We start from the raw sequence: 21,611 nt of genomic DNA, 5'->3' as shown, positions 1-21,611 counted from the left end.
ACAGAAGGAGATCGGCATGTACGCCGTTCAGATCGATCGTCACGGTGGGCCCGGCGTCCTGGTCGTCCGGGAGGTTCCCGCACCCGTTCCGGGTCCCGGCGAGGTGCTGATCCGCACCGTGGCCAGCAGCCTGAATCCGGTGGACTGGAAGACCCGCGCCCGGGACATCGGGCCCGAACTGCCCGCCACCCTGGGCTGGGACCTGGCCGGGGTCGTCGTCGCCTCCGAACACCCCGACCACCGGGCGGGCGACCAGGTGATCGCGATGTCCGCGCAGATCGCGACGGGACTCGGCACCTGGGCCGAGCAAGTCGTGCTGCCCGCACGGCTGTTGGCGCCCGCACCCACGACCGTTGCGTTGGCCGACGCGGCGGCGCTGCCGCTGGCCGGGGTGACGGCGTTGCAGGCGCTGGAGCTGGCGAAGGTCGGCGCGGGGGACCGGGTGCTGGTCACCGGCGCGGTCGGGGGCGTGGGCGGTATCGCCGTCCAGCTGGCCCGGCGGGCCGGGGCCACCGTCGACGGTCTGGTCTCGCGCCTCGAACACCTGGGCGCGGCACGGGAGTTGGGGGCCGTGGACGTCTGGCACACGCCGGTCGACCTGCCCGGCCGTACCTATACCGCCGTGCTGGACACGGTGGGGATCGACGCCGGTGCCGCCCTGGTGGAGGGCGGACGGTACGTCTCCGTCTCCGACGAGCCGCTGGCCGACATCCCGGGTGCCGCCGTGAGCTACGTCCAGGAGAACCAGGACCACCTGGCCCACCTCGCGGCTCTGGTCGACAGCGGCGAACTCCGGCTCCGCGTCGCCCACCGCCACCCCTTCGCGGAGGTCAGGGCCGCGCACGAGCGGTTCGAGGCGGGCGGGGTGCTCGGCAAGGTTCTGCTGACGTTCTGAGGCGGGCGGTCGGCACAGGCGGCGCAGGTCGGCTCAGGAACGGGGAGCGCCCCCGACCGGTGCGGGGCGAGGACGGTCGAGGTCCTTGTTCCCGCTGGTCAGGGGCGCTGGTCGAGGGCGTCGGTCTGGTGAGTTCGCCGGAACTCACCAGGCCGGTGCCGGGCCGGTCCTAGGTCAGGGCGTCGCCGGTCTCGCCGGTGGTGGCGGGCAGCGGCGTGGCCGCCTTCCGTCGGCGGAGTTCGCGGAACGCGGCCCACAGGACGGCCAGCAGGGCCAGCCCCATCAGGACGGCGGCGATCCGCATCTCCCACACCGCCCAGCTCGACACGGTCGACGAGCTGCCGCCGCCCATCCCGCCCGCCGGTCGCGCCCCGCCTCCGCCGCCGGGCCCGCCGCCGGAACCAGGTCCGCCGCCGGAACCGGGCGCTCCGCCGGGGAGGCCCCCGCCACCGGCGCCCCGGCCGCCACCGCCGCCCTGGCCACCGGGGCGACCGCCCCCGCCCGGGCCACCGCCACCGGGCCGCATACCGCCCGACCCCATGTCACCCGAGGCCGACAGGAACTGCCAGTACGCGCAGAACGACGCCGCCTGCACCAGCACCGGCACGTACCAGAGCCGACGCGGCAGATGGAACGCGGCCAGCACGCTGAACGCGTCGGCGAGATAGAAGTAGCGCTCGTGCATCGCGGGCAGCAGGTACGGCACGAGGATGACCGAGGCGGTGCCGAGCAGCACCAGCTGGTTCTGGGTGAGTTCGGGACGGCGCCAGCCGACCCACGGCGGCCTGCTCCCGGTGCGCCGCAGCGTGACCCAGGCCGTCAGCGCGAGCAGCACCACGCCGGTGGTGACGATGCCGGTCCTGCGCAGGACATCCGAGGTCTCGCCGCTCGCGAGGAACTGGTAGATGTTCGGCGCCCCGAGGGTCAGGGCCTGGTAACTGCCCGTCTGCCGGACGTAGATCGTCAGGAGTTCGGTCGGCGAGGCACCGACCAGGAGCGCTGGGACGTCGAGGAGCAGGAACGCCGCCGGTACCGCAAGCAGCGCCCGCCACGGAACCCACCGGCACAGCACCAGGACGAACAGCAACGGCAGGATGAAGATCGTCTGGAGCTTGAAGCCCAGCGCGAGCCCGATGAACACACAGGCCCACCAGGGCCGTCGGCGGACCAGGAAGTAGAACCCGCCCACCGCGAGCGAGCTGTAGATCGAGTCGGCCTGCGCCCACCAGCCGCTGTTGGTGGCCACGGTCGGCAGGAACAGCACGATGGCCATGGCCGCGATCGGCTGCCAGGAATTCTTTGCGTAGCGCAGTGCCACGATCCGGTGGACGAAGAACGCCAGCAGCAGATCGAAAACGATCGAAGCCGCCTTGACGCCCGCCAGCGCCGGAACCGGTATATACGTCACTATCGCCAGGAGATAGAGATAAGGGACGTTGTAATCGGAGAAACTCGGGTCCTTGAGGGCGCTGAATCCGCCGTTGCTCTTGATGTGCGCGTACCAGTTCGACACGAACACGTTGTAATCGAGCGACTGGTACCGGTACATCGTGGCCCGGACGGCCAGTGCGGCGATGACGATCACCGCGACGAGGACGGCCCGGCCGCTTCTCTTCTCCAGGAGGACGGCTCGCGCTCGGGCCGGCGCGTTACGGAGCCGATCCGCCGGAGGGGGTGCGGTGGAGACGTCCGACATGGGGGGTGACTGCCTTTCGTGAGCGTCAAGGCGATTGCAGACAGTCACCGGAAGGTAGCGGCCGGATATGTGAACTTCCTGGTCGCCAACTGAGAGTTCGCTGTCCCTGGTGGTGCCACGGTCCTGGCCGGTCCCGCGGACCGGGGGTGCGTGCTCGCGCGCGGGGAGACGGCGAAGGGGGACCCGGGCGACAGCTGCGGGTCCCCCTTCGGGTACGTTCCTGGCCGTCCGGGACGGCGACCTCGGAGCGGCCGCCTCGATGACGCTGGGTGCCGCTCAGTTCGTTTCCGGCCAGGGGGAATTCGTTTCGGCCAACCCTGTTGTCGGGGCTCGTGGTAGTGACTTGACGGAGTGGCGCGCGTGCGTTGTGCTATCCGGGAAAGGTTTCCCTGTGCAGTCATCGGTTGCGCCGGGGTGATGCCCGTCCCGTTCCCTTGGCGCCGGACGGTGTTTCCACGCATCTCCCCGCCCCGTTGGTCTCAACGCCGAGGCCGTCTCCAGGACGTGACCCGCGTGCGGGCGTTCCGGTCGGAACGCCCCGTTTCGGAAACCGTCACGGGCGCTGCCGTCGGAGTGCCGGGCCGCACGCCGGAAACCGAATCGGTAAAGAGTCGGCAAATGATGTGACGAGGATATCCGGGGGAGAACATGAAATCCATGGGAGAACGACCAGCATTCCTGGCGGAACACCCCGCCACCCGCGCCCACGAGGGCAACCTCCGCATCGGCGAGATGGTCGACCGCACCGGCGTCAGCGAACGGCTGCTGCGCTACTACGAGAGCCGCGGTCTGCTCAAGCCGGAGCGCACGTCCCAAGGACACCGCCTCTACCGCCCCAACGACGTCTCGCGCGTCCAGCTGATCAGGCTGCTCCTCGACGGCGGAATCAGCACGAAGAACATCCAACTGCTGATGGACTGCGTCCACGACGGCATGGACCTCTCGCGGATCTGCGCGGAACTGGACGAGACCCTCGACCGTGAGTTCACCCGCATCTCGCGCGAGATCGAATCCCTGGAGCTGACCCGCCGTTACATCGAGGCCCTCGCCGGCCGGGCCGTGCTCACCGAGCTGACCCTGACGTCGGCAGCACCGAGTTGACGTTGGCGTCCGCCGCGATGAGCGACAGCCCCCCGTCGATCACGAACGACTGGCCGGTGGTGTACCCGGCGTCCTCGGACGCGAGATAGCGGATGAGCCCGGCGACCTCGCCCGAGGCGCCGGGCCTGCCGAGCGGGACGACCGGGCGGACCAGCGAACGCGGGTCCACGCTGTCGGCATGGCCGTTCATCGGCGTCACCGTCTCGCCCGGGGCGACGGAGCTGACGGCGATGCCCTGCGGGCCCAGCTCAAGCGCCATCGTCTTGGTGAGCATGCCCAGGGCGCTCTTCGCCGCGCAGTAGGCGCTGCCGCCCGCGATGGGGATGTGCTCGTGCACGCTCGTGACGTTGATGATCCGGCCGCCGCGCCCCTGCCGCACCATCGCCCGGGCCGCCTCCTGAGCCAGCAGGAACGGGCCGGTGAGATCGATGGCCAGCACCCGTTCCCAGTCCTCCTGACTCTCCTCCAGGAACGACGCCCGCCGGTTGATCCCGGCGTTGTTCACGAACACGTCCACCCCACCGGCCTCCTCGACCGCCCCGCGCAGCGCGAGGACCGCCGACCGCGGTTCGGCCAGCGGCAGTTGCACCGGCCAGGCACGCCGGCCATGGTCCGTGACCAGCGCGTCGACGACCTCCTGGGCGCCCGCCTTGTTGTTCCCGTAGCCGACCACGACATCGAAGCCGGCCCGGCCCAGCTCCAGCGCGGTGGCGCGTCCGATGCCCGAACTGGCGCCTGTCACCACAGCCACTCGCCGTGTCATGTCGTTCCTCCGTAGCCGTCCCAGGCCGTGGGTTCTCCCCGGCCGACGGTCAGTCGTTCGTCAACAGCGTTCACATCAAGGACAGTTGAGGGGCGGTGCCGTCAACGGTCGGTCAGCAGATCCTCGTTCAGATCGACGACCAGACGCATCACCAGCGCGTCGTCCACCACCCGGCCGTCCTGCGCGATCATCCGGTTCATCAGGTCCGCGCCCGCCGCGAGGGACCGCCGATGGGTGAGCAGAACGTCGTACCCGCCCCCGGCGCGCTCCAGTTCCGCCGCCGCCGCGGCCAGCGCCTCGCCCCGCACCCCGCGATTGCCGGTGAAGCGGACCTCCGGCGTCGACCCGTCCGACCAGCTCACACTGTGCGGCGGGACCGGGCCCCCGGTGTTCGCCGCCCGCACCCCGGGGAGATCGACCCCCGGGAAGTACCGGCTCGCGGAGTCCGCGTACACGCCACCGACCACATGCACCGCCCGCACCGCCGAGCCGTACGCCGCGCGGACCAGGTCGAGGGCCTCGACCGTGCGGTCCCGGTGAGTGCCGATCAGCACCGCCACCGGGCCGCCCGCACCGGCGTCCGCCCGTGCCGCCAACTCCTGCGCGCCGACCTGACGGACCTCCCCGGGCAGATGCCGCGCCGACCAGTCCCGGCCGACGGCACCGCCGTGCACCAGCGTCACCCGCACCCCGCCGGAGCGGGCCGCCCGCAGCGCGGCGAGATTGCCGATCAGACCGTCCCCGACGATCACCAACTCCTCGTGCGGCGACAGCGCCAGACAGTCCGACGCGTACGTCACCACCGCCATCGGCTCCACCAGCGTCGCCGTACCGGAAGCGAGCGCGCCCCCGATCGGCACCAGCAGCCCCGCCGACACCGCCGACGACGCGATCCGCACCCGCTGCTGGAACAGACCGTCGACATTGTGGCCGAGCAGGAACGACGGGTCACCGGGATGGGTCGGGTTGACCACCACCCGGTCCCCGAGCGCCACGCGGGTGACATCCGCCCCGACCCCGACCACCCGGCACGCACCCTCGTGCCCGAGCACCGGCGACGGGTCGTCGCGCACCCCGCGCAGCATCTGGAGGTCGGTGCCGCACAGACTCACCGCCTCTGGAGCGAGCACCACCTCACCCCGGCCCGGCACGTGAGTGGGCCGCGTCGTCACCTTGCTGACCCCGCCGAGGCGTTCGATCGCCAGATGCTCCATGTCCGTGCTCCCTTGCCCGAGTTCAGCTGCGGTGACGTTCATGACGCGACGACGGTGAGGAAGCCGTCGGCCATGTGCTGGGCGCCCCGGATCGGGTCGACCGCGCCGGGCCCCAGCACCCGGACCGCGTCCCGGCCGCGCGTCCCGGCGCCGTCGGAATAGTTGGCGGGCTGCTCCAGATGCGCGTACAGGGCCCGCGCGTAGTGCTCCGTGAGCCCCTCCGCGACCCCGCCGCCGATCCCCACCAGGTCGAGCAGCGGCTGCGTCGCCCACAGCCAGCGGACCAACTGGGCCACCGGATACGTGATCACCCGCAGCAGCGCGCCCGCCTCCGGGTCACCGTCCGCCAACCGGTCGGCGAACCCGGCGGGTTCGAAGGCACCCATGCCCAGCACCGCCGCGACCCTCGGCACGGCCGGGCCCGACGCGAGGGAGGCGACGTGCCCGGTGCCGCCGCACTCGCACGGCAGCGCGAGCAGCCCCGGGAACCCGGCCGGGACCGGCGTCGCCAGATGACCCACCTCGCCCTGGAGGCCGTTGCCGTCGACCGCGATCCGGCGGCCCGGCAGATCCGCCACCTTCAGCGCGATGCCGCTGCTGACGGTGAGGTAGCCGACGTGCCGGTGCCCCTCGTCCGCCACCGACGCCGCGAAGTCCGCGAGCGCGCAGGTCACGTCGTTGTGGACGTACCAGTCGGCGTCGGGACGCCGCCGCCGCAACTCCCCGACCAGGTCGCGACGGAGCAGGGCGTCCCCCCACAGCGGGGCCGATCCGTAGACCCGCGCGGTGACGTCGTTCATGGCCGCGCCCAGCGACACCACGACCCGCCCGCCGGCCGGCGCCACCGGCGCCAGCGCGTCGAGCAGCATGTCCGTCAGCTCGGCGGTCGACCGCCCCGGATGGTTGAGCAGGCTCGGCGCGGGCCGCCGTTCGGTGCCGCCGTCGGTACGAATCCGCAGCCAGGTCCCGCCCACATCGACCCCGACCGTCCCGCCCACGCGACGCTCCGCCTCCCCAACGGTCATGACAGCTCCCCGAGTTCAGCGGCGACCGGCAGCCGCAGCTCCAGCAGCCCCGCGGTGTCGCGCCCGACGGCGAGCCCGCGCAGATCACTAACCCACGCGTGCGCCGACGACGACGGCGGCGCCGTTCCGACACCGACGCACCGCGCGCCCGCCGCCCGACCGGCCCGCAACCCGACCTCGGCGTCCTCGAAGACGACACACGCCGAGGGCGCCACCCCCAACTCCCCGGCCGCGCGCGCGAACCCTTCCGGGTCCGGCTTCCCGCGCGTCACCGACTCCTCCGCGACCAGCACGGCGGGCACCGGCAGACCGGCCGCCGCCAGCCGCGCCCGGGCCACCTCACCGGGCGCCGACGTGACCACCGCCCACCGCCCCGGCGGCAACGCGGCGACCAACTCCCGCGCCCCGGGCACCGGTTCGATGCCGTCGGCCGAACGGATCTGCGTACTGCGGATGCGGGCGGCCTCGGCACGCACCTCCTCGGGCGAGGCGAGGAAACCCGCCAGGATGTCCCGCGCGGTCCGCCCGGGCAGCGCGGCGAGCACCTCGGCCACCGGCAGCCCCCGGCCCACCGCGAACTCGGTCCACACCCGCTCGATCGACGCGGCCGAGTCGATCAACGTCCCGTCCATGTCGAAGAGGACGGCGGCACAGGAGAAAGCTGCGGTCATGACCTCACCGTTCGATCGACTGGGCGTGACGGAACACGTTCGTGGGGTCCCAACGGCGCTTCACCGCACGGAGACGCTCATAGTTCCCCCCGTAGTACAGCTCCCCGGCCGAGACCCCCGAGGTGTTGTACGCGGGGTCGGACAGATCGGCGTTGGGGTAGTTGACGTAACTGCCCGCCGTCACCTCGTCGTAGACGGGCGCCCCGCCGGTCTCCCGGAAGATCCCGTGGTAGGCGCCGCGCAGCCACGCCAGGTTCGGGGCGTCGTGCCCGGCGTCCTGCCAGAACGTCTGCACGAGCAGCTTCATCGTCGCGTCCCGCTGGAAGACGGCCGTGTCGCCCGCACCGGGCACGGAGATCGCCCCGCCCAGCGCCGCCACGTCGATCCCGGCGGAGAGCGACCCCTCGATCGGCTCGTGCAGCGCCCGGTACATCTCGGCCTGCTGCACCGGGGTGAACCGCCCCCGGAAGTTCGCGGAACCCTGCTTCCCGCGCCGGTTCGGGTTGCTGTTCTCGGCGCTCGCCGTGCCGATCAGACGCACCGAGTTGAGCCACGGCATCGACTCGGACGTGACATAGGAGGGCCCGCCGTCGTAGCCGAGCGCCGCCCCCAACTCGGCCACGAGCGCGTCCCCGACGGCCGTCGACGCCGGGTCCGCCACCTGCATCACCATGCCGATGCCACCGGTGTCCCGGTGCCGGACGGTCAGCCACGGGAAAACGGCGTCGGAGCCGGGGCTGCTCGCGTGGTGGCGGGCGCACCAGTCGGCGAAGACGGTGAGGAACGCGCCGAACCGCTCCGGGCCGACCCCCTCCCACGGCCAGTCACAGGTCACGATCCGCACCGAGCCCGGCGGCGAGATCAACGGCCGCTCCGCCCCCGGCGTACGGAAGTCGAACCGGGTGACCAGGCCGAAGTTCCCGCCGCCGCCTCCGGTATGGGCCCAGAACAGATCACCGAGCGCACCGGTGCTGTCCCGGTCGCAGTACGTCAAGGACGCCCTGCCCCGCTCGTCGACGGTCACCACTTCGACGCCGTGGAGATGGTCCACGGTCAGCCCGTGCAGCCGGGACAGCAACCCGTAACCGCCGCCCAGCACATGGCCGCCGACGCCGACCGAGTAGCAGACACCGCCGGGCACGGCGACGCCGTACTCGCGGTAGAGGGTGTCGTACACGTTCAGCAGGCGGGCGCCCGCACCGACCGTGTAGACGCCGCGCGCCGCGTCGTGGCCGACGTCGTCCAGGGCGTTCATGTTGATCAGGCACTCGACGTCGGGGGAGAGCGCGAAGTTCTCGAAGCAGTGCCCGCCGCCGTACGCGGTGAACCGGCGGCCCGCGTCCAGCGCCCGCTGCACCCCGGCGAGCACCTCGGCGGCGTCCCGCGGGGTCAGGATCTCCGCGGGCCGTATGTCGAAACGGCGGTTGTAGCCGACCCGCAGCGAGTCGTACTGCGGATCGACGCCCTCCCGGACCACCCGCACCTCGCTCGCCCGCACCCGGGGCGCCGCCCGCACCCGGGGCGCCGCCTTCGCCCGGGGCGCCGCCTGGGCGGGGGAGGCGTCCCGCACCGTCGCGACGCCCGCGATCCCCGCACCGGCCGCACCCGTCAGGAACCCGCGCCGGCCCAGACGTCCCCCGTCGGTCCCGGCCATCCCTACGACCCGGCCCGTATGCCGGACACGGACGCGACGCTGCGCTCGAACGGGGCCAGGAACGCGCGCAGTTCGGCAAGACCGACCGACGGCGCGAGGGTCGCGATCTGGTCCACCCCGGCGTCCGCGAGCGCCTCGACGACCTGGGCGTCATGCGGCACCCCCATCACCACGACCGGGATGTGCCGCCCCAACTCCTGCTCCAGCAACCGCAGTTCACCCAGCCGAGCGAACAACTCCGCAGGCGTGACCGACCCGTAGTCGGGCATCCAGCCGTCGCCGAACGCGCGGATACGGTCCAGCGCGCGCGGCCCGGCACCACCCACGTAGATCGGCGGACCCGGCGACTGCAACGGGGTGGGCAGCACGACGACGTCCTCGAAGTCGATGTGCTCGGAACGGACCGTCGTCGGCCGCCCCGACCACAGCGCCTTGACCGCCGTCGCGTGCTCGGTGAGCCGGGCGTTGCGACGCCGGGGGTCGACGCCGTGACGCAGCATCTCGTCCTCGATCCAGCCCGCCCCCACACCCACGTCGAGCCGGCCGCCGATCACCCGGTCCAGGGTCGCCAGCCGCTTCGCCATGGCGATCGGCTCGTGCTGCGCGAGCAGCGTCACCGCCGAGCCCACCCGCAGCCGCTCGGTGACGCCCGCGGCGGCCTGCGCGGCGACGAACGGGTCGAACGTCTCCTTGAACCGCCGTTCCAGGGTGGGCGCCTGGGCCGCGAACCGCAGCGACTGATGGGTGTGCTCGCAGAAGTACAGCGCGTCGTAGCGCGCGTCTTCGAGGTACCGGGCCAGCTCCGTCACCGGCGCGGTGTCGGCGGTCTGGAAAATCGAGATGCTGATCTTCATCAAGCTGCCGTGCTCTCCAGTTCGTGCATCGAGGACTTCAGCGCTCTGATCAACGAACCCGCACGATGGTCGTTGTTCCCGATGTCGAGCAGCCGATTCGGTGTGTAGGAAAGGGAGATACCACTCCCGGGCCACGCGAAGTGCGCGGAGCCGCCGCCGCCGTCGTGGCCGAACATGTCGCCGTCGACCCCGGTGCGGGGCACACCCTTCAGCCGGAACCCGCCCCGCCCGTAGGCGAACGGGAACCCGAGCGTCGGGTCGTCCTGCCGGACGAACAGGGTCAGCGCGTCCCGCACGGTCGACCGGCGGGCGATGTTGCCCCGGCTGTCGTCGTCGCGGTGCAGGTCCTCGACGATCAGCCCGTACATCCGGGCGATGTCCCGCGCGGTACCGACGACGTTGGCCGCCGGTATGTACGCGTCCCGCCGCCCGGCCGCGTTCCAGACGACCTCACCACGCGGGAACGGCACCGGGTTCGCCCATATCGCCTGGGCGAGGGCGTCCGTGCTGGTGTTGAAACGGTCGTACTGCGAGGTGAAGTCGTCGTCGTAGGTCACCGCGGCGACCTCGCGCGGCGTCCACGCGCTCCAGTCCACGTCGAGGGCGTGCGGCCGGGCGATCTCCTGGCGGAAGAAGTCCCGCAGGGTCTGCCCGGTGGTCCGCACACACAGTTCCTCAAGAATCCAGCCCATCGTGAACGGGCCGTAGATCAAACGGGGTTGAGTGATCGGCTCCTGGTCCGCGAGGTGGGCGGCCATCGCGCGGGCGTCGCCGATCAGCTCCTGGTCGACGGTGCGGGCGGTGACGGCGGGCAGCCCCCCGGTGTACGTGACGCACTCGCCCACGGTGACCGCGCCCTTGCCGTGCGCCGCGAACTCGGGCCAGTACCAGGACACCGGCCGGTCCAGGTCGAGGACGCCCGCGTCGACCAGCCGCAGCAGGGTCGTGGCGACGATGCCCTTGGACCCGGAGAAGATCTGCGCCCGGGTGCGTTCCGTCCAGGGCGCGCCGGTCGACACGTCGGCCGTGCCGCCCCAGAGGTCCACCACGCACCGGCCGTGCCGGAAGACCGCGAAGGCCGCACCGGCCTCCACCTCGCCGAGGTTCGTCTCGAAGCACTCCCGCACCGCTTCAAAACCGGGCTCGACCTGCCCGTGCGCGGTACGCGTCGGGTTCGGGTTCGGGTTCGTCATGCCACCGACTCCTGCCACGGGGCGAGCGAGCTGACGTACGACTCCACGAACGCCGCCCCGGCCGCGATCTGCGCCGGTGTCACGTCGTTGACGAAGACATGTGTGCCGATGCCGTCGGTGAGGGGCAGTCGCTGGAAACCGTCGCGGTGGCGCACGGTGTCCTCCAGGGCCTCGGTCAGCAGGCCCTGTCGTGCCAGTACGTCGTTCCACGGGGCCAGACCGAGCCCGGCGATCACATCGAGGACGCGGACCGCGTCGGGCTCGCTCAGGAGGCCGCGTTCGAGGGCGATGCCGGTGGTGAGCGCGATGTCGATGGCGACGGCCTCGCCGTGCAGCAGCTCCGCGACGGCGTGCATCTCGATGGTGGGGCTGAAGGTGTGCCCGTAGTCGACGCAGCGCTCCAGGGTGCCTTCCCAGAGGTTGGGCTGAAGCTCCTCCAGCATCAGGTGGATGGACTCCTCGATGACGTAGTCGGCGAGGCCGGCATGCTGGTCGTCCTCGAAGAGGACCCGCAGATCGCCGCGCGAGGCCCGCTCGACGTGCTCGAAGAGGGGGCGTGACTTCACCAGCGCCACCTTCAGGATCTCCGCCATGCCGTTGCTGATGTGCCGCACCGCCAGCGAGGACAGGAACCGGGTGTCGAGCAGGCTCAGCAGCGGCTGGGCGTAGGTCCCGATGCGGTTCTTGCCGGCCCGGTGGTTGACCCCGGTCTTGACCCCGACGCCCGCGTCCACGAGGCCGATCAGTGTGGTGGGGATACGGACGTAGGGGGTGCCGCGCCGGTAGATGCTGGCGGCGAAACCGACCACGTCGCACAGCACGCCGCCGCCGATCGCGATCACCGGCTCCCGGCGCCGGTCGACACCGAACTGATCCATGGCCGCGAGCACCGCGTCGACGCTGCCCCAGTTCTTGACCTGCTCGTGCGCGTCGAGGACGAGTTTGGCGGTGGTGAATCCATGGGCGATGAAATAGGCATCGATCGCCGGGCCGTACAACGTGTCGACCACTTTGTCGACGATGAGAAGACGCCGGTCGCTGGAGTTCCCGGCACCCGCGACGCAGCCCCGCAGGGCATCGGCGAGAAACGGGTCGTCGACCTTCAGCAGATCCCGGCGCACCAGGACGTCATAACTGACCTGCTTGACCGCGTCGACGGTCCAGCGGCCCCTGGAATCGCGTTCCAGGCCGTGTCGATAATCTTTAGCGCGGACCATACTCCACCCCCATGGATTCGAAATGAATTCGAGATTCCCTGATCCGATTGGTTACTCTGATTTATTTGTCAGAAACGGAAGTCCTGTCGCCGAAACAGGACTTCCGTTTCTGGTTCAGACGCCCCCGGTCGATCCGTCGACGAGAGCGTCCGCGTCGGACCGGCCCGGCTGCGCTGCGCGGGTCCGGCCGTAGGCGGTGTACAGGTACCAGGCGACGGCGGCGGCCACCGCGGCCGGCGCCGTCGCCAGCAGCGGCAGTCGCTCGACCGGCCCGTCGGAATTCAGGTAGGCCGAGCCCACCCAGCCCGCGAGGGCGATACCGACGTTGAAGGCCGAACTGTTCAGCGCCAGCGCGAGGTTCGGCGACAGGTCCTCGGAGTTCTTGGCGACCCAGGTGTTCAGCGCCGGGAACGTCGAGAAGTAGGCGAGGCCGACGAGGACCATCAGCACGACCGACGCGACCTTGTTGCCCGGCCACGCCGACAGCCCGATCAGGACCACCAGCGTCGCGGTGACCGTGATCGCCATCGCCCGGACGACCTGCCGGTTGGCGAGCCGCCCGCCGATCGTGTTGCCGACGATGCAGCCGATGCCGTAGGCGAGCATCACCCACACGATCACCGAGGAGTCCAGCCCCGCGCCGTCGGTGAGGAACGGCGCCACATAGGTGACGACCGTGAGGGCCGCCATCCCGGTGAGCGCCGTCGTGACGACGCCGAGGACGACCTGCGGGCGGCCGAGTCCGCGCAGGTTCGACAGCCGTCCGCCGGGCGCCCGTTCGGGCCGTTCGGCATCCGCCGGGAACGTCGCGACGACCGTCGCGAGGCTGATCGCGGTCAACGCGGCGACCAGCGCGAACGCCGACTGCCAGCCGACGTGCTGGCCGAGGAACACCCCGATGGGCACGCCGAGCACGGTGGCGACGGACAGGCCCAGAGTGATGGTGCCCGCGGCGGACGCCTGCTTCTCGGGCGGCGACAGACGCATCGCCGTCGTCATGAAGATGACCAGAACGGTGGTGTGCACGAGGCCGGTGAGGACGCGGGCGATGAGTGCCTCGGTGAAATTCGTGCTGACCGCCGCGAGCAGCGAACCCGCGAGATACAGGGCGATCGAGCCGATCAGCAGCCGTTTCGCCCTCACACCGTCGAGGAACATCGTCAGCAGCGGACCCGCTATCGTCACGGTGCCGGCGTAAGCGGTCACCAGCAATCCGGCCGAACCCTCGGACACACCGATTCCGTGGGCGATGTCGGGGAGGATTCCCGCGACCACGTTCTCGCTCGTGCCCAGGGCGAAAGCGCCGATGATGAAGCTGGCGAACAGCAATCGCCTGCTGGATTCCCGTAACGCTGTCTGAACCATGCCTAGACGCTAGGGCCTGACATCGTGTGAGGCTGAAGCGCGACTGGCGGTGAGGTGGGTCACATGGCGCTCGTGCCCCTCAACGGCGTTGTCCAGGGCCCTTGTTGTCAGGGCTGGAGCACTGGGTTGCCTGTCAGGTGGACGCCTGCCTTTGTCAGTTCCTCCAGGGCTCGGGTTGTTGTCTCCTGGGAGACTCCCGCTGTCAGGTCCAGCAGGACCCGGGTGTGGAAGCCCTCTTGGGCTGCGTCCAGGGCCGTTGCTCTGACGCAGTGGTCCGTGGCTATGCCGACGACGTCGACCTCGGTGATGTCGCGGGTGCGCAGCCAGGCGGCCAGGGAGGTGCCGTTCTCGTCGGTGCCCTCGAAGCCGCTGTAGGCCGCCGAGTGGGCGCCCTTGTCGAAGACGGCGTCGATGGCGCCGGAGGCCACCGCCGGGGCGAAGTTGGGGTGGAAGCCCACCCCTTCGGTGCCGGCGACGCAGTGGGCGGGCCAGGAGTGGACGTAGTCGGGGTGGGCGGCGAAGTGGGCGCCGGGGTCGATGTGGTGGTCGCGGGTGGCCACCACGTGCTGGTAGCCCGAACCCGCCGTCTGCCCGATCAACTCGGTGACGGCGGCGGCCACATCGGCGCCCCCGGACACGGCGAGGCTGCCTCCCTCGCAGAAGTCGTTCTGCACGTCCACCACGATCAGGGCTCGGCGCATGGGTCATATCCCTTCGAAGGAGGCGAGGCTACGGCCTGTCGTTCGGACTACCCGAGGTGCCCTGGACGTACTCCGTGGGCAGGACCGGTTCGCCGCGCGAGAGCTGGGTCGCCGACAGGGGCAGGCCCGCGCGGACCGACGCGTGCCGGTCGCGGACGACGTCCAGGGGCTCGCGGGCGACGACCTCGCCGCCCTTGACCAGCTCGACGAGGAGCTGCCGGTCGGCGAGGCCGGCCGGTACCGGGCCGGTGCCGACGACCTCGGCCTCGGCGACGCCGTACGCGTCCAGGCGCCGCGCCGCCCACTTGCGGCCGCCCATCGACGTCTTGCCGCCGCTGGACCGCTTCGCCACCGGCACCAGCGGCGCCGCCGGGTCGGCGGACTCGGCGCGGGCGACCAGCTTGTAGACCATGGAGCAGGTGGGGTGCCCGGAGCCGGTCACCAGCTGGGTGCCGACGCCGTACGCGTCCACCGGCGCCGCCGCCAGCGAGGCGATGGCGTACTCGTCGAGATCCGAGGTCACGACGATCTTCGTGCGGGTCGCGCCCATCGCGTCGAGCTGCTGGCGCACCCGGTGCGCGACCAGCAGCAGGTCCCCGGAGTCGATGCGGACGGCGCCCAGGTCGGGCCCGGCGACCTCGACCGCCGTGCGGACCGCCTCGGCGACGTCGTAGGTGTCGACCAGCAGGGTGGTGCCCCGGCCGAGGGAGTCGACCTGGGCGCGGAAGGCGTCGCGTTCGTGGTCGTGGAGCAGGGTGAAGGCGTGCGCCGAGGTGCCGACCGTCGGGATGCCGTAGCGGAACCCGGCGGCGAGGTCCGAGGTGGTGGCGAAGCCGCCGACGTAGGCGGCGCGGGCGGCGGCGACGGCGGCCAGCTCGTGGGTGCGGCGGGCGCCCATCTCGATCAGCGGGCGGCCACCGGCGGCCGAGGACATCCGGGACGCGGCGGCGGCGATCGCCGAGTCGTGGTTGAGGATCGACAGGATCACGGTCTCAAGCAGCACGCACTCCGCGAACGAGCCCTCCACCCGCAGCACGGGCGAGCCCGGGAAGTAGACCTCGCCCTCCGGATAGCCCCAGATGTCGCCGCCGAAGCGGTAGGAGGCGAGCCACTCCAGGGTCGGCCCGTCGACGATGCCCCGCTCACCCAGGAAGGCGAGGACATCGGCGTCGAAACGGAAGTTCTCGACGGCGTCCAGGACGCGTCCGGTGCCCGCGAGGACGCCGTAGCGGCGGCCGTCCGGCAACCGCCGGGTGAAGACCTCGAACACACTCCGCCGCTCGGCCGTCCCCGCTTTCAGGGCGGCCTGCACCATCGTCAGCTCGTACTGGTCCGTGAAGAGCGCGGTAGAGGGAACATCCACCGGCAGCCCGAGGTCCGCTGTGTTCATATGCGGATCGTACTCCCTTCTCGTCGGTGTGACGATTTCCGGGATGCGTGGCAGCATGGCCATGTGACGTCACCCGCTCCCCTAGAGACCGAACGGACCGAGCCGGCCCAGGAGGTCTTCGCCGTTCCCGAGCCGGACGTCCCCTGGGTCACGATCGTCCACAACGACCCGGTCAACCTCATGAGCTACGTGGCGTACGTCTTCCAGACGTACTTCGGCTACTCCAAGGAGAAGGCGAACAAGCTCATGCTCGACGTCCATCACAAGGGCCGCGCGGTCGTCTCCAGCGGCAGCCGCGAGGAGATGGAGCGCGACGTGCAGGCCATGCACGGCTACGGCCTGTGGGCCACCCTCCAGCAGGACCGCAAGTGACCCGCCCCCGCGGGACCCGCAGCAGCCGGCCCCGCCCCAGCCAGCAGGACCGGGAGTAGCGACCGCCTCCATGCCAGGAACCTTTGAACCGATCGCCGGTGGCGGTGCCGCCGTCGCCCTCGACGACGTCGAGATCTCCATCATCCGGTCGCTCGCCGTGCAGCTGCTGGAACTCATCGGTCCCGGCCCCGCCGAGGGGCCGTCCGACGACCCGCTGGCCGAACTGTTCACCGACGGGCCCACCGAGCCGCCCCAGGACCCGGTGCTGCGTCGGCTCTTCCCGGACGCCTACACCGACCCCGAGCAGGCGCCCGACTCGCCCGCCCAGGCCGAGGAACGCCTCGCGCACTCCGCCGAGTTCCGCCGCTACACCGAGAACGACCTGCGGGCCGGCAAGCGCGAGAGCGCCCTCGCGGTGATCCGCAGCCTCGACGTGCTGACCCCCGGCGGCGACGGCGGCGCCGTCCTCCATCTCACCCCGGACGAGTCCAGGCAGTGGCTCGGCGCCCTCAACGACCTGCGCCTCGCGATCGGCTCCCGCCTCGACATCACCGCCGAGGACGACACCGACGCCCTCTACGGCCTGCCCGACGAGGACCCCCGCAAGCCGATGGTGATGGCCTACCTCTGGCTCGGCGGCCTCCAGGAGACCCTCGTCTCCACCCTCATGGTGTGAGCCGCGCGCCCCTCGCCCGGGGTGCCGCGCCCGGGCATGTGGGGATCTCGTGCCCACCTCCGTGAGGCGCCGTGCGTTCGCTCAGAGGACGCTCAATTCCGGATAACGATCCCGTCACCGCCGTTGCCCGTATGGTCCACGGCGGTGTTTTTTGTCCGGCTCTCCCTGTGGCGCACGTCACAAACGTGGAGGGCGGTCAGTGTGACGGGCGTGATAAATCTTCACGATCGCCCGGCCGACACCACCCACTGTCCGGCCGGGTGCGCCACCGAGCCGACGACCGTCGGCCAGGCAGGAGCGGACTCCGAGCAGGCCGCTCGACTCCATCAATCCGGGGGGATCGAAACCCGATCCGGGGCCGAACGAGGCCACCGAATCGGCATGGAGAAAGGCGCACCACAGACAATGACCTCCGCTCAGGTCGACACGGAACAGACCCCCGAAGAAGAGGGGTACGAACGGGGCCTCGGCAGCCGCCAGGTCCAGATGATCGCCATCGGCGGCGCCATCGGCGTCGGCCTCTTCCTCGGCGCCGGGGCGAACATCGCCAAGGCCGGCCCCAGCCTCATCCTCATGTACGCGCTCGCGGGCGCCATCATCTTCTTCATCATGCGGGCCCTGGGCGAACTGCTCCTCTACCGGCCGGTCTCGGGCTCCTTCGCCGAGTACGCCCGGGAGTTCATCGGCCCCTTCTTCGGCTACTTCACCGGCTGGACCTACTGGCTGATGTGGGTCGTCACCGGCATGGCCGAACTGACGGCCGCCGCGATCTACGTCGACTACTGGTTCCCGGCGATCCCCCGATGGGTGACCGCACTGGTCTTCCTGGTCGTCCTCTTCGGGGTCAACCTGATCTCCGTGAAGGTCTTCGGAGAGCTGGAGTTCTGGTTCTCCATGGTCAAGGTCACCGCCCTGATCGGCATGATCGTGATCGGCCTCGGCGTCCTCACCTTCGGCTTCAGCAGCGCCGGTGACACCGCCGCCGTCTCCAACCTCTGGGCCTTCGACGGCTTCTTCCCCAAGGGCGTCGGCTCCTCCCTGATGACTCTCCAGGGCGTCATGTTCGCCTACCTCGCCGTCGAGCTGGTCGGCGTCACCGCGGGCGAGTCCGAGAACCCCGAGAAGACCCTCCCCAAGGCCATCAACACCCTGCCCTGGCGCATCGCCCTCTTCTACGTCGGCGCCCTCACCGTCATCCTCTGCGTCGTGAAGTGGACCGAGTTCGCACCGGACGTCAGCCCCTTCGTCGCGGCGTTCGCGAGGATCGGCATCCCGGCCGGCGCCGGCATCGTCAACTTCGTCGTCCTCACCGCCGCCCTCTCCTCCTGCAACTCCGGCATGTACTCGACCGGCCGCATGCTGCGCAACCTGGCGGCCAACGGCGAGGCCCCGCAGCGCTTCCAGAAGCTCTCCGGTACGAAGGCCCCCGCCTTCGGCATCACCGTCTCCGTCCTCTTCATGGGCATCGGCGTGATCCTCAACTACGTCGTCCCCGAGAAGGCCTTCGGCTACGTCACCTCCATCGCCACCGCCGCCGGCATCTGGACCTGGCTGATGATCCTGATCAGCCACGTCCTCTACCGCCGCGCGGTCGTCGCGGGCCGACTGCCCGCCTCGTCCTTCCCGGCACCCGGCGGCTCGGTGTGCAGCTGGATCGCCATCCTGTTCCTGCTCTTCGTCACCTGCCTGATCGCCCTCGACCAGGACGCCCGCGTCTGCCTCTACGTGATGGCCGGCTGGGCCGTCGCCCTCTCCATCGGCTGGGCCGTCCTCAAGCGCCGCAACCCCGAGGTCGCCCAGCGCCGCGACCACACCCTGGAGAAGGCGGTCTGACCCCGCCCCACCAGCACTGTCCGGCATTCGGGCCGGCCCGTACCACACCTCGGTACGGGCCGGCCCTTCTGCTTATCCTGTCCGGCATGCTGACCATCACCCAGGACCTGTACGACCGGATCGTCGCGCACGCCCGCGAGGACCACCCCGACGAGGCCTGCGGCATGATCGCCGGACCCGAGGGCTCCGACCGGCCGCAGCGGTTCGTCCGGATGCTCAACGCCGAACGGTCGCCCACCTTCTACAAGTTCGACGACGCCGAGCACAAGAAGCTCCACGACGAGATGTGGGACAACGACGAGGAGGCCGTCGTCGTCTACCACTCCCACACCGCGACCGAGGCCTACCCCTCCCGCACCGACATCTCCTACGCCCACGAGCCCCAGGCCCACTACGTCATCGTCTCCACCGCGGACACCGACGGCTTCGGCGACTTCCAGTTCCGCTCCTACCGCATCCTGGAAGGCGTGGTGACGGAGGAGGAGGTCACCGTGGTGGAAACCTACTGACCCCGCCCTCCACCACTTACCCCCCTCACGAATGCCCTCAAAACCCGCCGATCTCACACCCCGGACGGATTCGGTCCGATCCATGAGATCCCCCTCGGGAACCCGGACCGGGAATCGATACGATGAACCCATGGTTCTGAACGACGTGAGCGAGAAGACGCCGGGCACGATGCTCGTGGCGCGGCTGCACGTCGACCTGTGCAGGCTGAACAGCGCCATCTGTTGACGTACCCCGCCCTCCGCACGGCATGACGCCTGCGGTGGGCCGCAGGCGTGCCCATCCTTCCCATCCTCCCGACAGGAGCCCGCGACCATGGCCATCGAGGTCCGCATCCCCACCATCCTCCGCCAGTACACCGACGGCCAGAAGGCGGTGCAGGGCACGGGCGAGACCCTCGCCGACCTCTTCGCCGACCTGGAGAACGCCCACCCCGGCGTCCAGGCCAGGATCGTGGACAACGGCCAGCTGCGCCGCTTCGTCAACGTCTACCTGAACGACGAGGACGTCCGCTTCGTCGACGGCATCAACACCAAGCTGACCGACGGCGACATCGTGACGATCCTGCCGGCCGTCGCCGGTGGCATGGCCTGATCGTCGATGCGGTACGACTCCCCGCTGGCCGCGGTCGGCAACACCCCCCTGGTGCTCCTGCCGCGGCTCTCGCCGTCCCCCGAGGTCCGTATCTGGGCCAAGCTGGAGGACCGCAACCCGACCGGCTCGATCAAGGACCGCCCGGCCCTGCACATGATCGAACAGGCCGAGCAGGCCGGCCGGCTCACCCCCGGCTGCACCATCCTGGAGCCCACCTCCGGCAACACCGGCATCTCCCTGGCCATGGCCGCCAAGCTCAAGGGCTACCGCATGGTCTGCGTGATGCCCGAGAACACCTCGCAGGAACGCCGTGAGCTGCTCGCGATGTGGGGCGCCGAGATCATCCCGTCCCCGGCGGCGGGCGGCTCCAACACCGCGGTCCGCGTCGCCAAGGAACTCTCCGCCGAGCACCCCGACTGGGTCATGCTCTACCAGTACGGCAACCCGGACAACGCCGGCGCCCACTACGCCACGACCGGCCCCGAGATCCTCACCGACCTCCCGACGATCACCCACTTCGTCGCGGGCCTCGGCACCACGGGCACGCTCATGGGCGTCGGCCGCTACCTCCGCGAGCACAAGCCCGACGTCAAGATCGTCGCCGCCGAACCCCGCTACGACGACCTCGTCTACGGCCTGCGCAACCTCGACGAGGGCTTCGTCCCCGAGCTGTACGACGCGTCCGTCCTCACCACCCGCTTCTCGGTCGGCTCCGCCGACGCGGTCACCCGCACCCGGGAACTCCTCCAGCAGGAGGGCATCTTCGCCGGCGTCTCCACCGGCGCGGCCCTCCACGCGGCCATCGGCGTAGCCAAGAAGGCGCTCACAGCAGGCGAGACCGCTGACATCGCCTTCGTAGTAGCCGACGGCGGCTGGAAATACCTCTCCACAGGCGTCTACACAGCCCCCACAACAGAAGAAGCCATCAAAACCCTACAAGGCCAACTCTGGGCATAGACCCTCCAGTTGAGGCCGGGGGACTATCTAGGGAGACAGCCGAGCAGCCCACCTAGGGGCGCGGGGCTGTATCGATGTGCGGCTCCGCCGCGGGGCGCAACCAGCCCCCACGCACCCGCAGCGAAAAGACGGCCCGTCTTTTTAGGGGCGCGGGGCTGTATCGATGTGCGGCTCCGCCGCGGGGCGCGACAAGCCCCCACGCACCCGCACCCGAAAGCGGCCCCGCACCCGAAAAGCGGCCCCAGCAAGCGCAGCGCAACCTCACTGCGCAAGGTGACGGACCCGGTCCCACAAGGCCGGGTCCACCTCACCCACCCGCCGCCGAAACTCCCGCAAGGGCACCTGCCGAAGCTCCCCGGTCTCCAGATAGCTCGCCCGCCCCCGAGCATCCCCCACCGCCCCCGCAGGCAGCGCCAGCACCCCCGCCCGCTCCCCGTGATACCGACTGGTGATCTTCGCGACCGTCACCCGCCGCCCCCGCACAGCCAGCACCAGGCACGGCCGATCCTTCGCCCCCGGCCCCTCCTCGAACGGCACGTTCGCCCACCAGATCTCGGCAGGCCGAGGCCCCCCGGCCGCACCCGCCCGCCCGGACCCCGGCCCCCGCCGCCGCGCCGCCCCCCGCCCCCAGCCATCGACCAGCGCGGCCACCAGAGCGAGCAGAACGACCGCGGCGAACGCGAGCCACCATGACGTGTTCATACCGACGACGTTACCGGCGCCCCCCACCTCCCCACACCCAAGCTCCCCGCGCCCGACCGCCCCGCGCCGAACCTCCCCGACCCCACCCGCCACGCGCCCACGTGCGCCCCCATGTGCCTCATCCGCCCCGCTTCCAGCCGAACCGGTGACAGCACAGGTGAGTTCGCCCACAACAGCCCTTGGCGGAGGAGCTACCGCGGGTTTCGCGCCTTACGCTCGACAGCACCGCAC

General features: G+C 70.8%; 22 protein-coding genes. 9 read left to right on the top strand and 13 right to left on the bottom strand.

Features of this window, described 5'->3' with window-relative positions; genetic code table 11:
• Positions 1-16: 16 nt before the first annotated feature.
• Positions 17-895 carry an NADP-dependent oxidoreductase gene (locus tag ACIQOU_RS30760; protein WP_401541906.1) on the top strand — a complete coding sequence of 293 codons (879 nt, stop codon included), beginning with the start codon at positions 17-19 and terminating at the stop codon, positions 893-895.
• Between the two features lie 169 nt (positions 896-1,064).
• On the opposite strand, the gene ACIQOU_RS30755 is transcribed toward ACIQOU_RS30760, so the two are convergent.
• Positions 1,065-2,591 (bottom strand): glycosyltransferase 87 family protein, encoded by a 1,527-nt coding sequence (locus ACIQOU_RS30755; protein WP_401541905.1) that lies wholly within the window; start codon positions 2,589-2,591, stop codon positions 1,065-1,067.
• Between the two features lie 657 nt (positions 2,592-3,248).
• On the opposite strand from ACIQOU_RS30755, the gene ACIQOU_RS30750 reads away from it, so the two are divergent.
• Positions 3,249-3,692, top strand: a complete 444-nt coding sequence (locus ACIQOU_RS30750) for a MerR family transcriptional regulator (RefSeq protein WP_401541904.1) — start codon at positions 3,249-3,251, stop codon at positions 3,690-3,692.
• On the opposite strand, the gene ACIQOU_RS30745 is transcribed toward ACIQOU_RS30750, so the two are convergent.
• The 11 genes from ACIQOU_RS30745 to ACIQOU_RS30695 all read right to left on the bottom strand — a co-directional run bounded on the left by ACIQOU_RS30745 (position 3,655) and on the right by ACIQOU_RS30695 (position 15,739).
• Positions 3,655-4,455 (bottom strand): SDR family oxidoreductase, encoded by an 801-nt coding sequence (locus tag ACIQOU_RS30745; protein ID WP_401541902.1) that lies wholly within the window; start codon positions 4,453-4,455, stop codon positions 3,655-3,657. The genes ACIQOU_RS30750 and ACIQOU_RS30745 overlap by 38 nt on opposite strands.
• Before the next feature lie 101 nt (positions 4,456-4,556).
• Positions 4,557-5,669 (bottom strand): alcohol dehydrogenase catalytic domain-containing protein, encoded by a 1,113-nt coding sequence (locus tag ACIQOU_RS30740; RefSeq protein ID WP_401541899.1) that lies wholly within the window; start codon positions 5,667-5,669, stop codon positions 4,557-4,559.
• Between the two features lie 38 nt (positions 5,670-5,707).
• Positions 5,708-6,694, bottom strand: coding sequence for an ROK family protein (locus tag ACIQOU_RS30735; protein WP_401541897.1), 987 nt, complete (start codon positions 6,692-6,694; stop codon positions 5,708-5,710).
• Positions 6,691-7,365: an HAD-IA family hydrolase gene (locus ACIQOU_RS30730; RefSeq protein WP_401541894.1), complete on the bottom strand. Its 675-nt coding sequence runs from the start codon at positions 7,363-7,365 to the stop codon at positions 6,691-6,693. The genes ACIQOU_RS30735 and ACIQOU_RS30730 overlap by 4 nt, the downstream gene beginning before the upstream one ends.
• A 4-nt stretch (positions 7,366-7,369) precedes the next feature.
• Entirely contained in the window at positions 7,370-9,019 is a 1,650-nt protein-coding gene (locus tag ACIQOU_RS30725; RefSeq protein WP_401541892.1) for an FAD-binding oxidoreductase, read from the bottom strand.
• A gap of 2 nt (positions 9,020-9,021) precedes the next feature.
• Positions 9,022-9,873 (bottom strand): TIGR03619 family F420-dependent LLM class oxidoreductase, encoded by an 852-nt coding sequence (locus tag ACIQOU_RS30720; protein WP_401541890.1) that lies wholly within the window; start codon positions 9,871-9,873, stop codon positions 9,022-9,024.
• Positions 9,873-11,066 (bottom strand): serine hydrolase domain-containing protein, encoded by a 1,194-nt coding sequence (locus ACIQOU_RS30715; protein WP_401541887.1) that lies wholly within the window; start codon positions 11,064-11,066, stop codon positions 9,873-9,875. The genes ACIQOU_RS30720 and ACIQOU_RS30715 overlap by 1 nt, the downstream gene beginning before the upstream one ends.
• Positions 11,063-12,283, bottom strand: a complete 1,221-nt coding sequence (locus tag ACIQOU_RS30710) for a sedoheptulose 7-phosphate cyclase (RefSeq protein WP_401541884.1) — start codon at positions 12,281-12,283, stop codon at positions 11,063-11,065. The genes ACIQOU_RS30715 and ACIQOU_RS30710 overlap by 4 nt, the downstream gene beginning before the upstream one ends.
• A gap of 114 nt (positions 12,284-12,397) precedes the next feature.
• The gene (locus ACIQOU_RS30705) at positions 12,398-13,648 is read right to left on the bottom strand and encodes an MFS transporter (protein WP_401541881.1); all 1,251 of its coding nucleotides are present in this window, start codon (positions 13,646-13,648) and stop codon (positions 12,398-12,400) included.
• Between the two features lie 107 nt (positions 13,649-13,755).
• Complete coding sequence (locus ACIQOU_RS30700) at positions 13,756-14,349, bottom strand: nicotinamidase (RefSeq protein ID WP_401541879.1); 594 nt, start codon at positions 14,347-14,349, stop codon at positions 13,756-13,758.
• A 28-nt stretch (positions 14,350-14,377) separates the two neighbouring features.
• Positions 14,378-15,739 (bottom strand): nicotinate phosphoribosyltransferase, encoded by a 1,362-nt coding sequence (locus ACIQOU_RS30695; RefSeq protein WP_401541877.1) that lies wholly within the window; start codon positions 15,737-15,739, stop codon positions 14,378-14,380.
• On the opposite strand from ACIQOU_RS30695, the gene clpS reads away from it, so the two are divergent.
• From clpS to ACIQOU_RS30660, 7 genes are all read left to right on the top strand, one after another.
• The gene (clpS, locus tag ACIQOU_RS30690; protein WP_401541875.1) at positions 15,740-16,111 is read left to right on the top strand and encodes an ATP-dependent Clp protease adapter ClpS; all 372 of its coding nucleotides are present in this window, start codon (positions 15,740-15,742) and stop codon (positions 16,109-16,111) included. It abuts the gene before it with no gap.
• Positions 16,112-16,181: 70 nt separating this feature from the next.
• The gene (locus ACIQOU_RS30685) at positions 16,182-16,787 is read left to right on the top strand and encodes a DUF2017 domain-containing protein (protein ID WP_401541873.1); all 606 of its coding nucleotides are present in this window, start codon (positions 16,182-16,184) and stop codon (positions 16,785-16,787) included.
• Positions 16,788-17,192: 405 nt separating this feature from the next.
• Positions 17,193-18,620, top strand: a complete 1,428-nt coding sequence (locus ACIQOU_RS30680) for an amino acid permease (RefSeq protein ID WP_401541871.1) — start codon at positions 17,193-17,195, stop codon at positions 18,618-18,620.
• 86 nt (positions 18,621-18,706) lie between these two features.
• Complete coding sequence (locus ACIQOU_RS30675; protein ID WP_401541868.1) at positions 18,707-19,129, top strand: Mov34/MPN/PAD-1 family protein; 423 nt, start codon at positions 18,707-18,709, stop codon at positions 19,127-19,129.
• 130 nt (positions 19,130-19,259) lie between these two features.
• On the top strand, positions 19,260-19,355 hold the full coding sequence (locus ACIQOU_RS30670) for a putative leader peptide (RefSeq protein ID WP_401541865.1): 96 nt from the start codon (positions 19,260-19,262) through the stop codon (positions 19,353-19,355).
• Between the two features lie 87 nt (positions 19,356-19,442).
• Positions 19,443-19,721, top strand: coding sequence for a MoaD/ThiS family protein (locus tag ACIQOU_RS30665; protein WP_401541863.1), 279 nt, complete (start codon positions 19,443-19,445; stop codon positions 19,719-19,721).
• Positions 19,722-19,727: 6 nt separating this feature from the next.
• A complete protein-coding gene (locus ACIQOU_RS30660) occupies positions 19,728-20,678 on the top strand; it encodes a PLP-dependent cysteine synthase family protein (protein ID WP_401541860.1) in 951 nt (316 codons plus the stop codon).
• A 261-nt stretch (positions 20,679-20,939) separates the two neighbouring features.
• Here ACIQOU_RS30660 and ACIQOU_RS30655 read toward each other — a convergent pair whose 3' ends face one another.
• The gene (locus ACIQOU_RS30655; RefSeq protein ID WP_401541858.1) at positions 20,940-21,380 is read right to left on the bottom strand and encodes a type II toxin-antitoxin system PemK/MazF family toxin; all 441 of its coding nucleotides are present in this window, start codon (positions 21,378-21,380) and stop codon (positions 20,940-20,942) included.
• Positions 21,381-21,611 lie beyond the last annotated feature (231 nt).

It is taken from the genome of Streptomyces sp. NPDC091279, from assembly GCF_044757465.1.
Lineage (GTDB): Bacteria > Actinomycetota > Actinomycetes > Streptomycetales > Streptomycetaceae > Streptomyces.
Note: the sequence above shows the minus strand (reverse complement) of the source record. Positions and strands in the feature narration are given on the sequence as shown.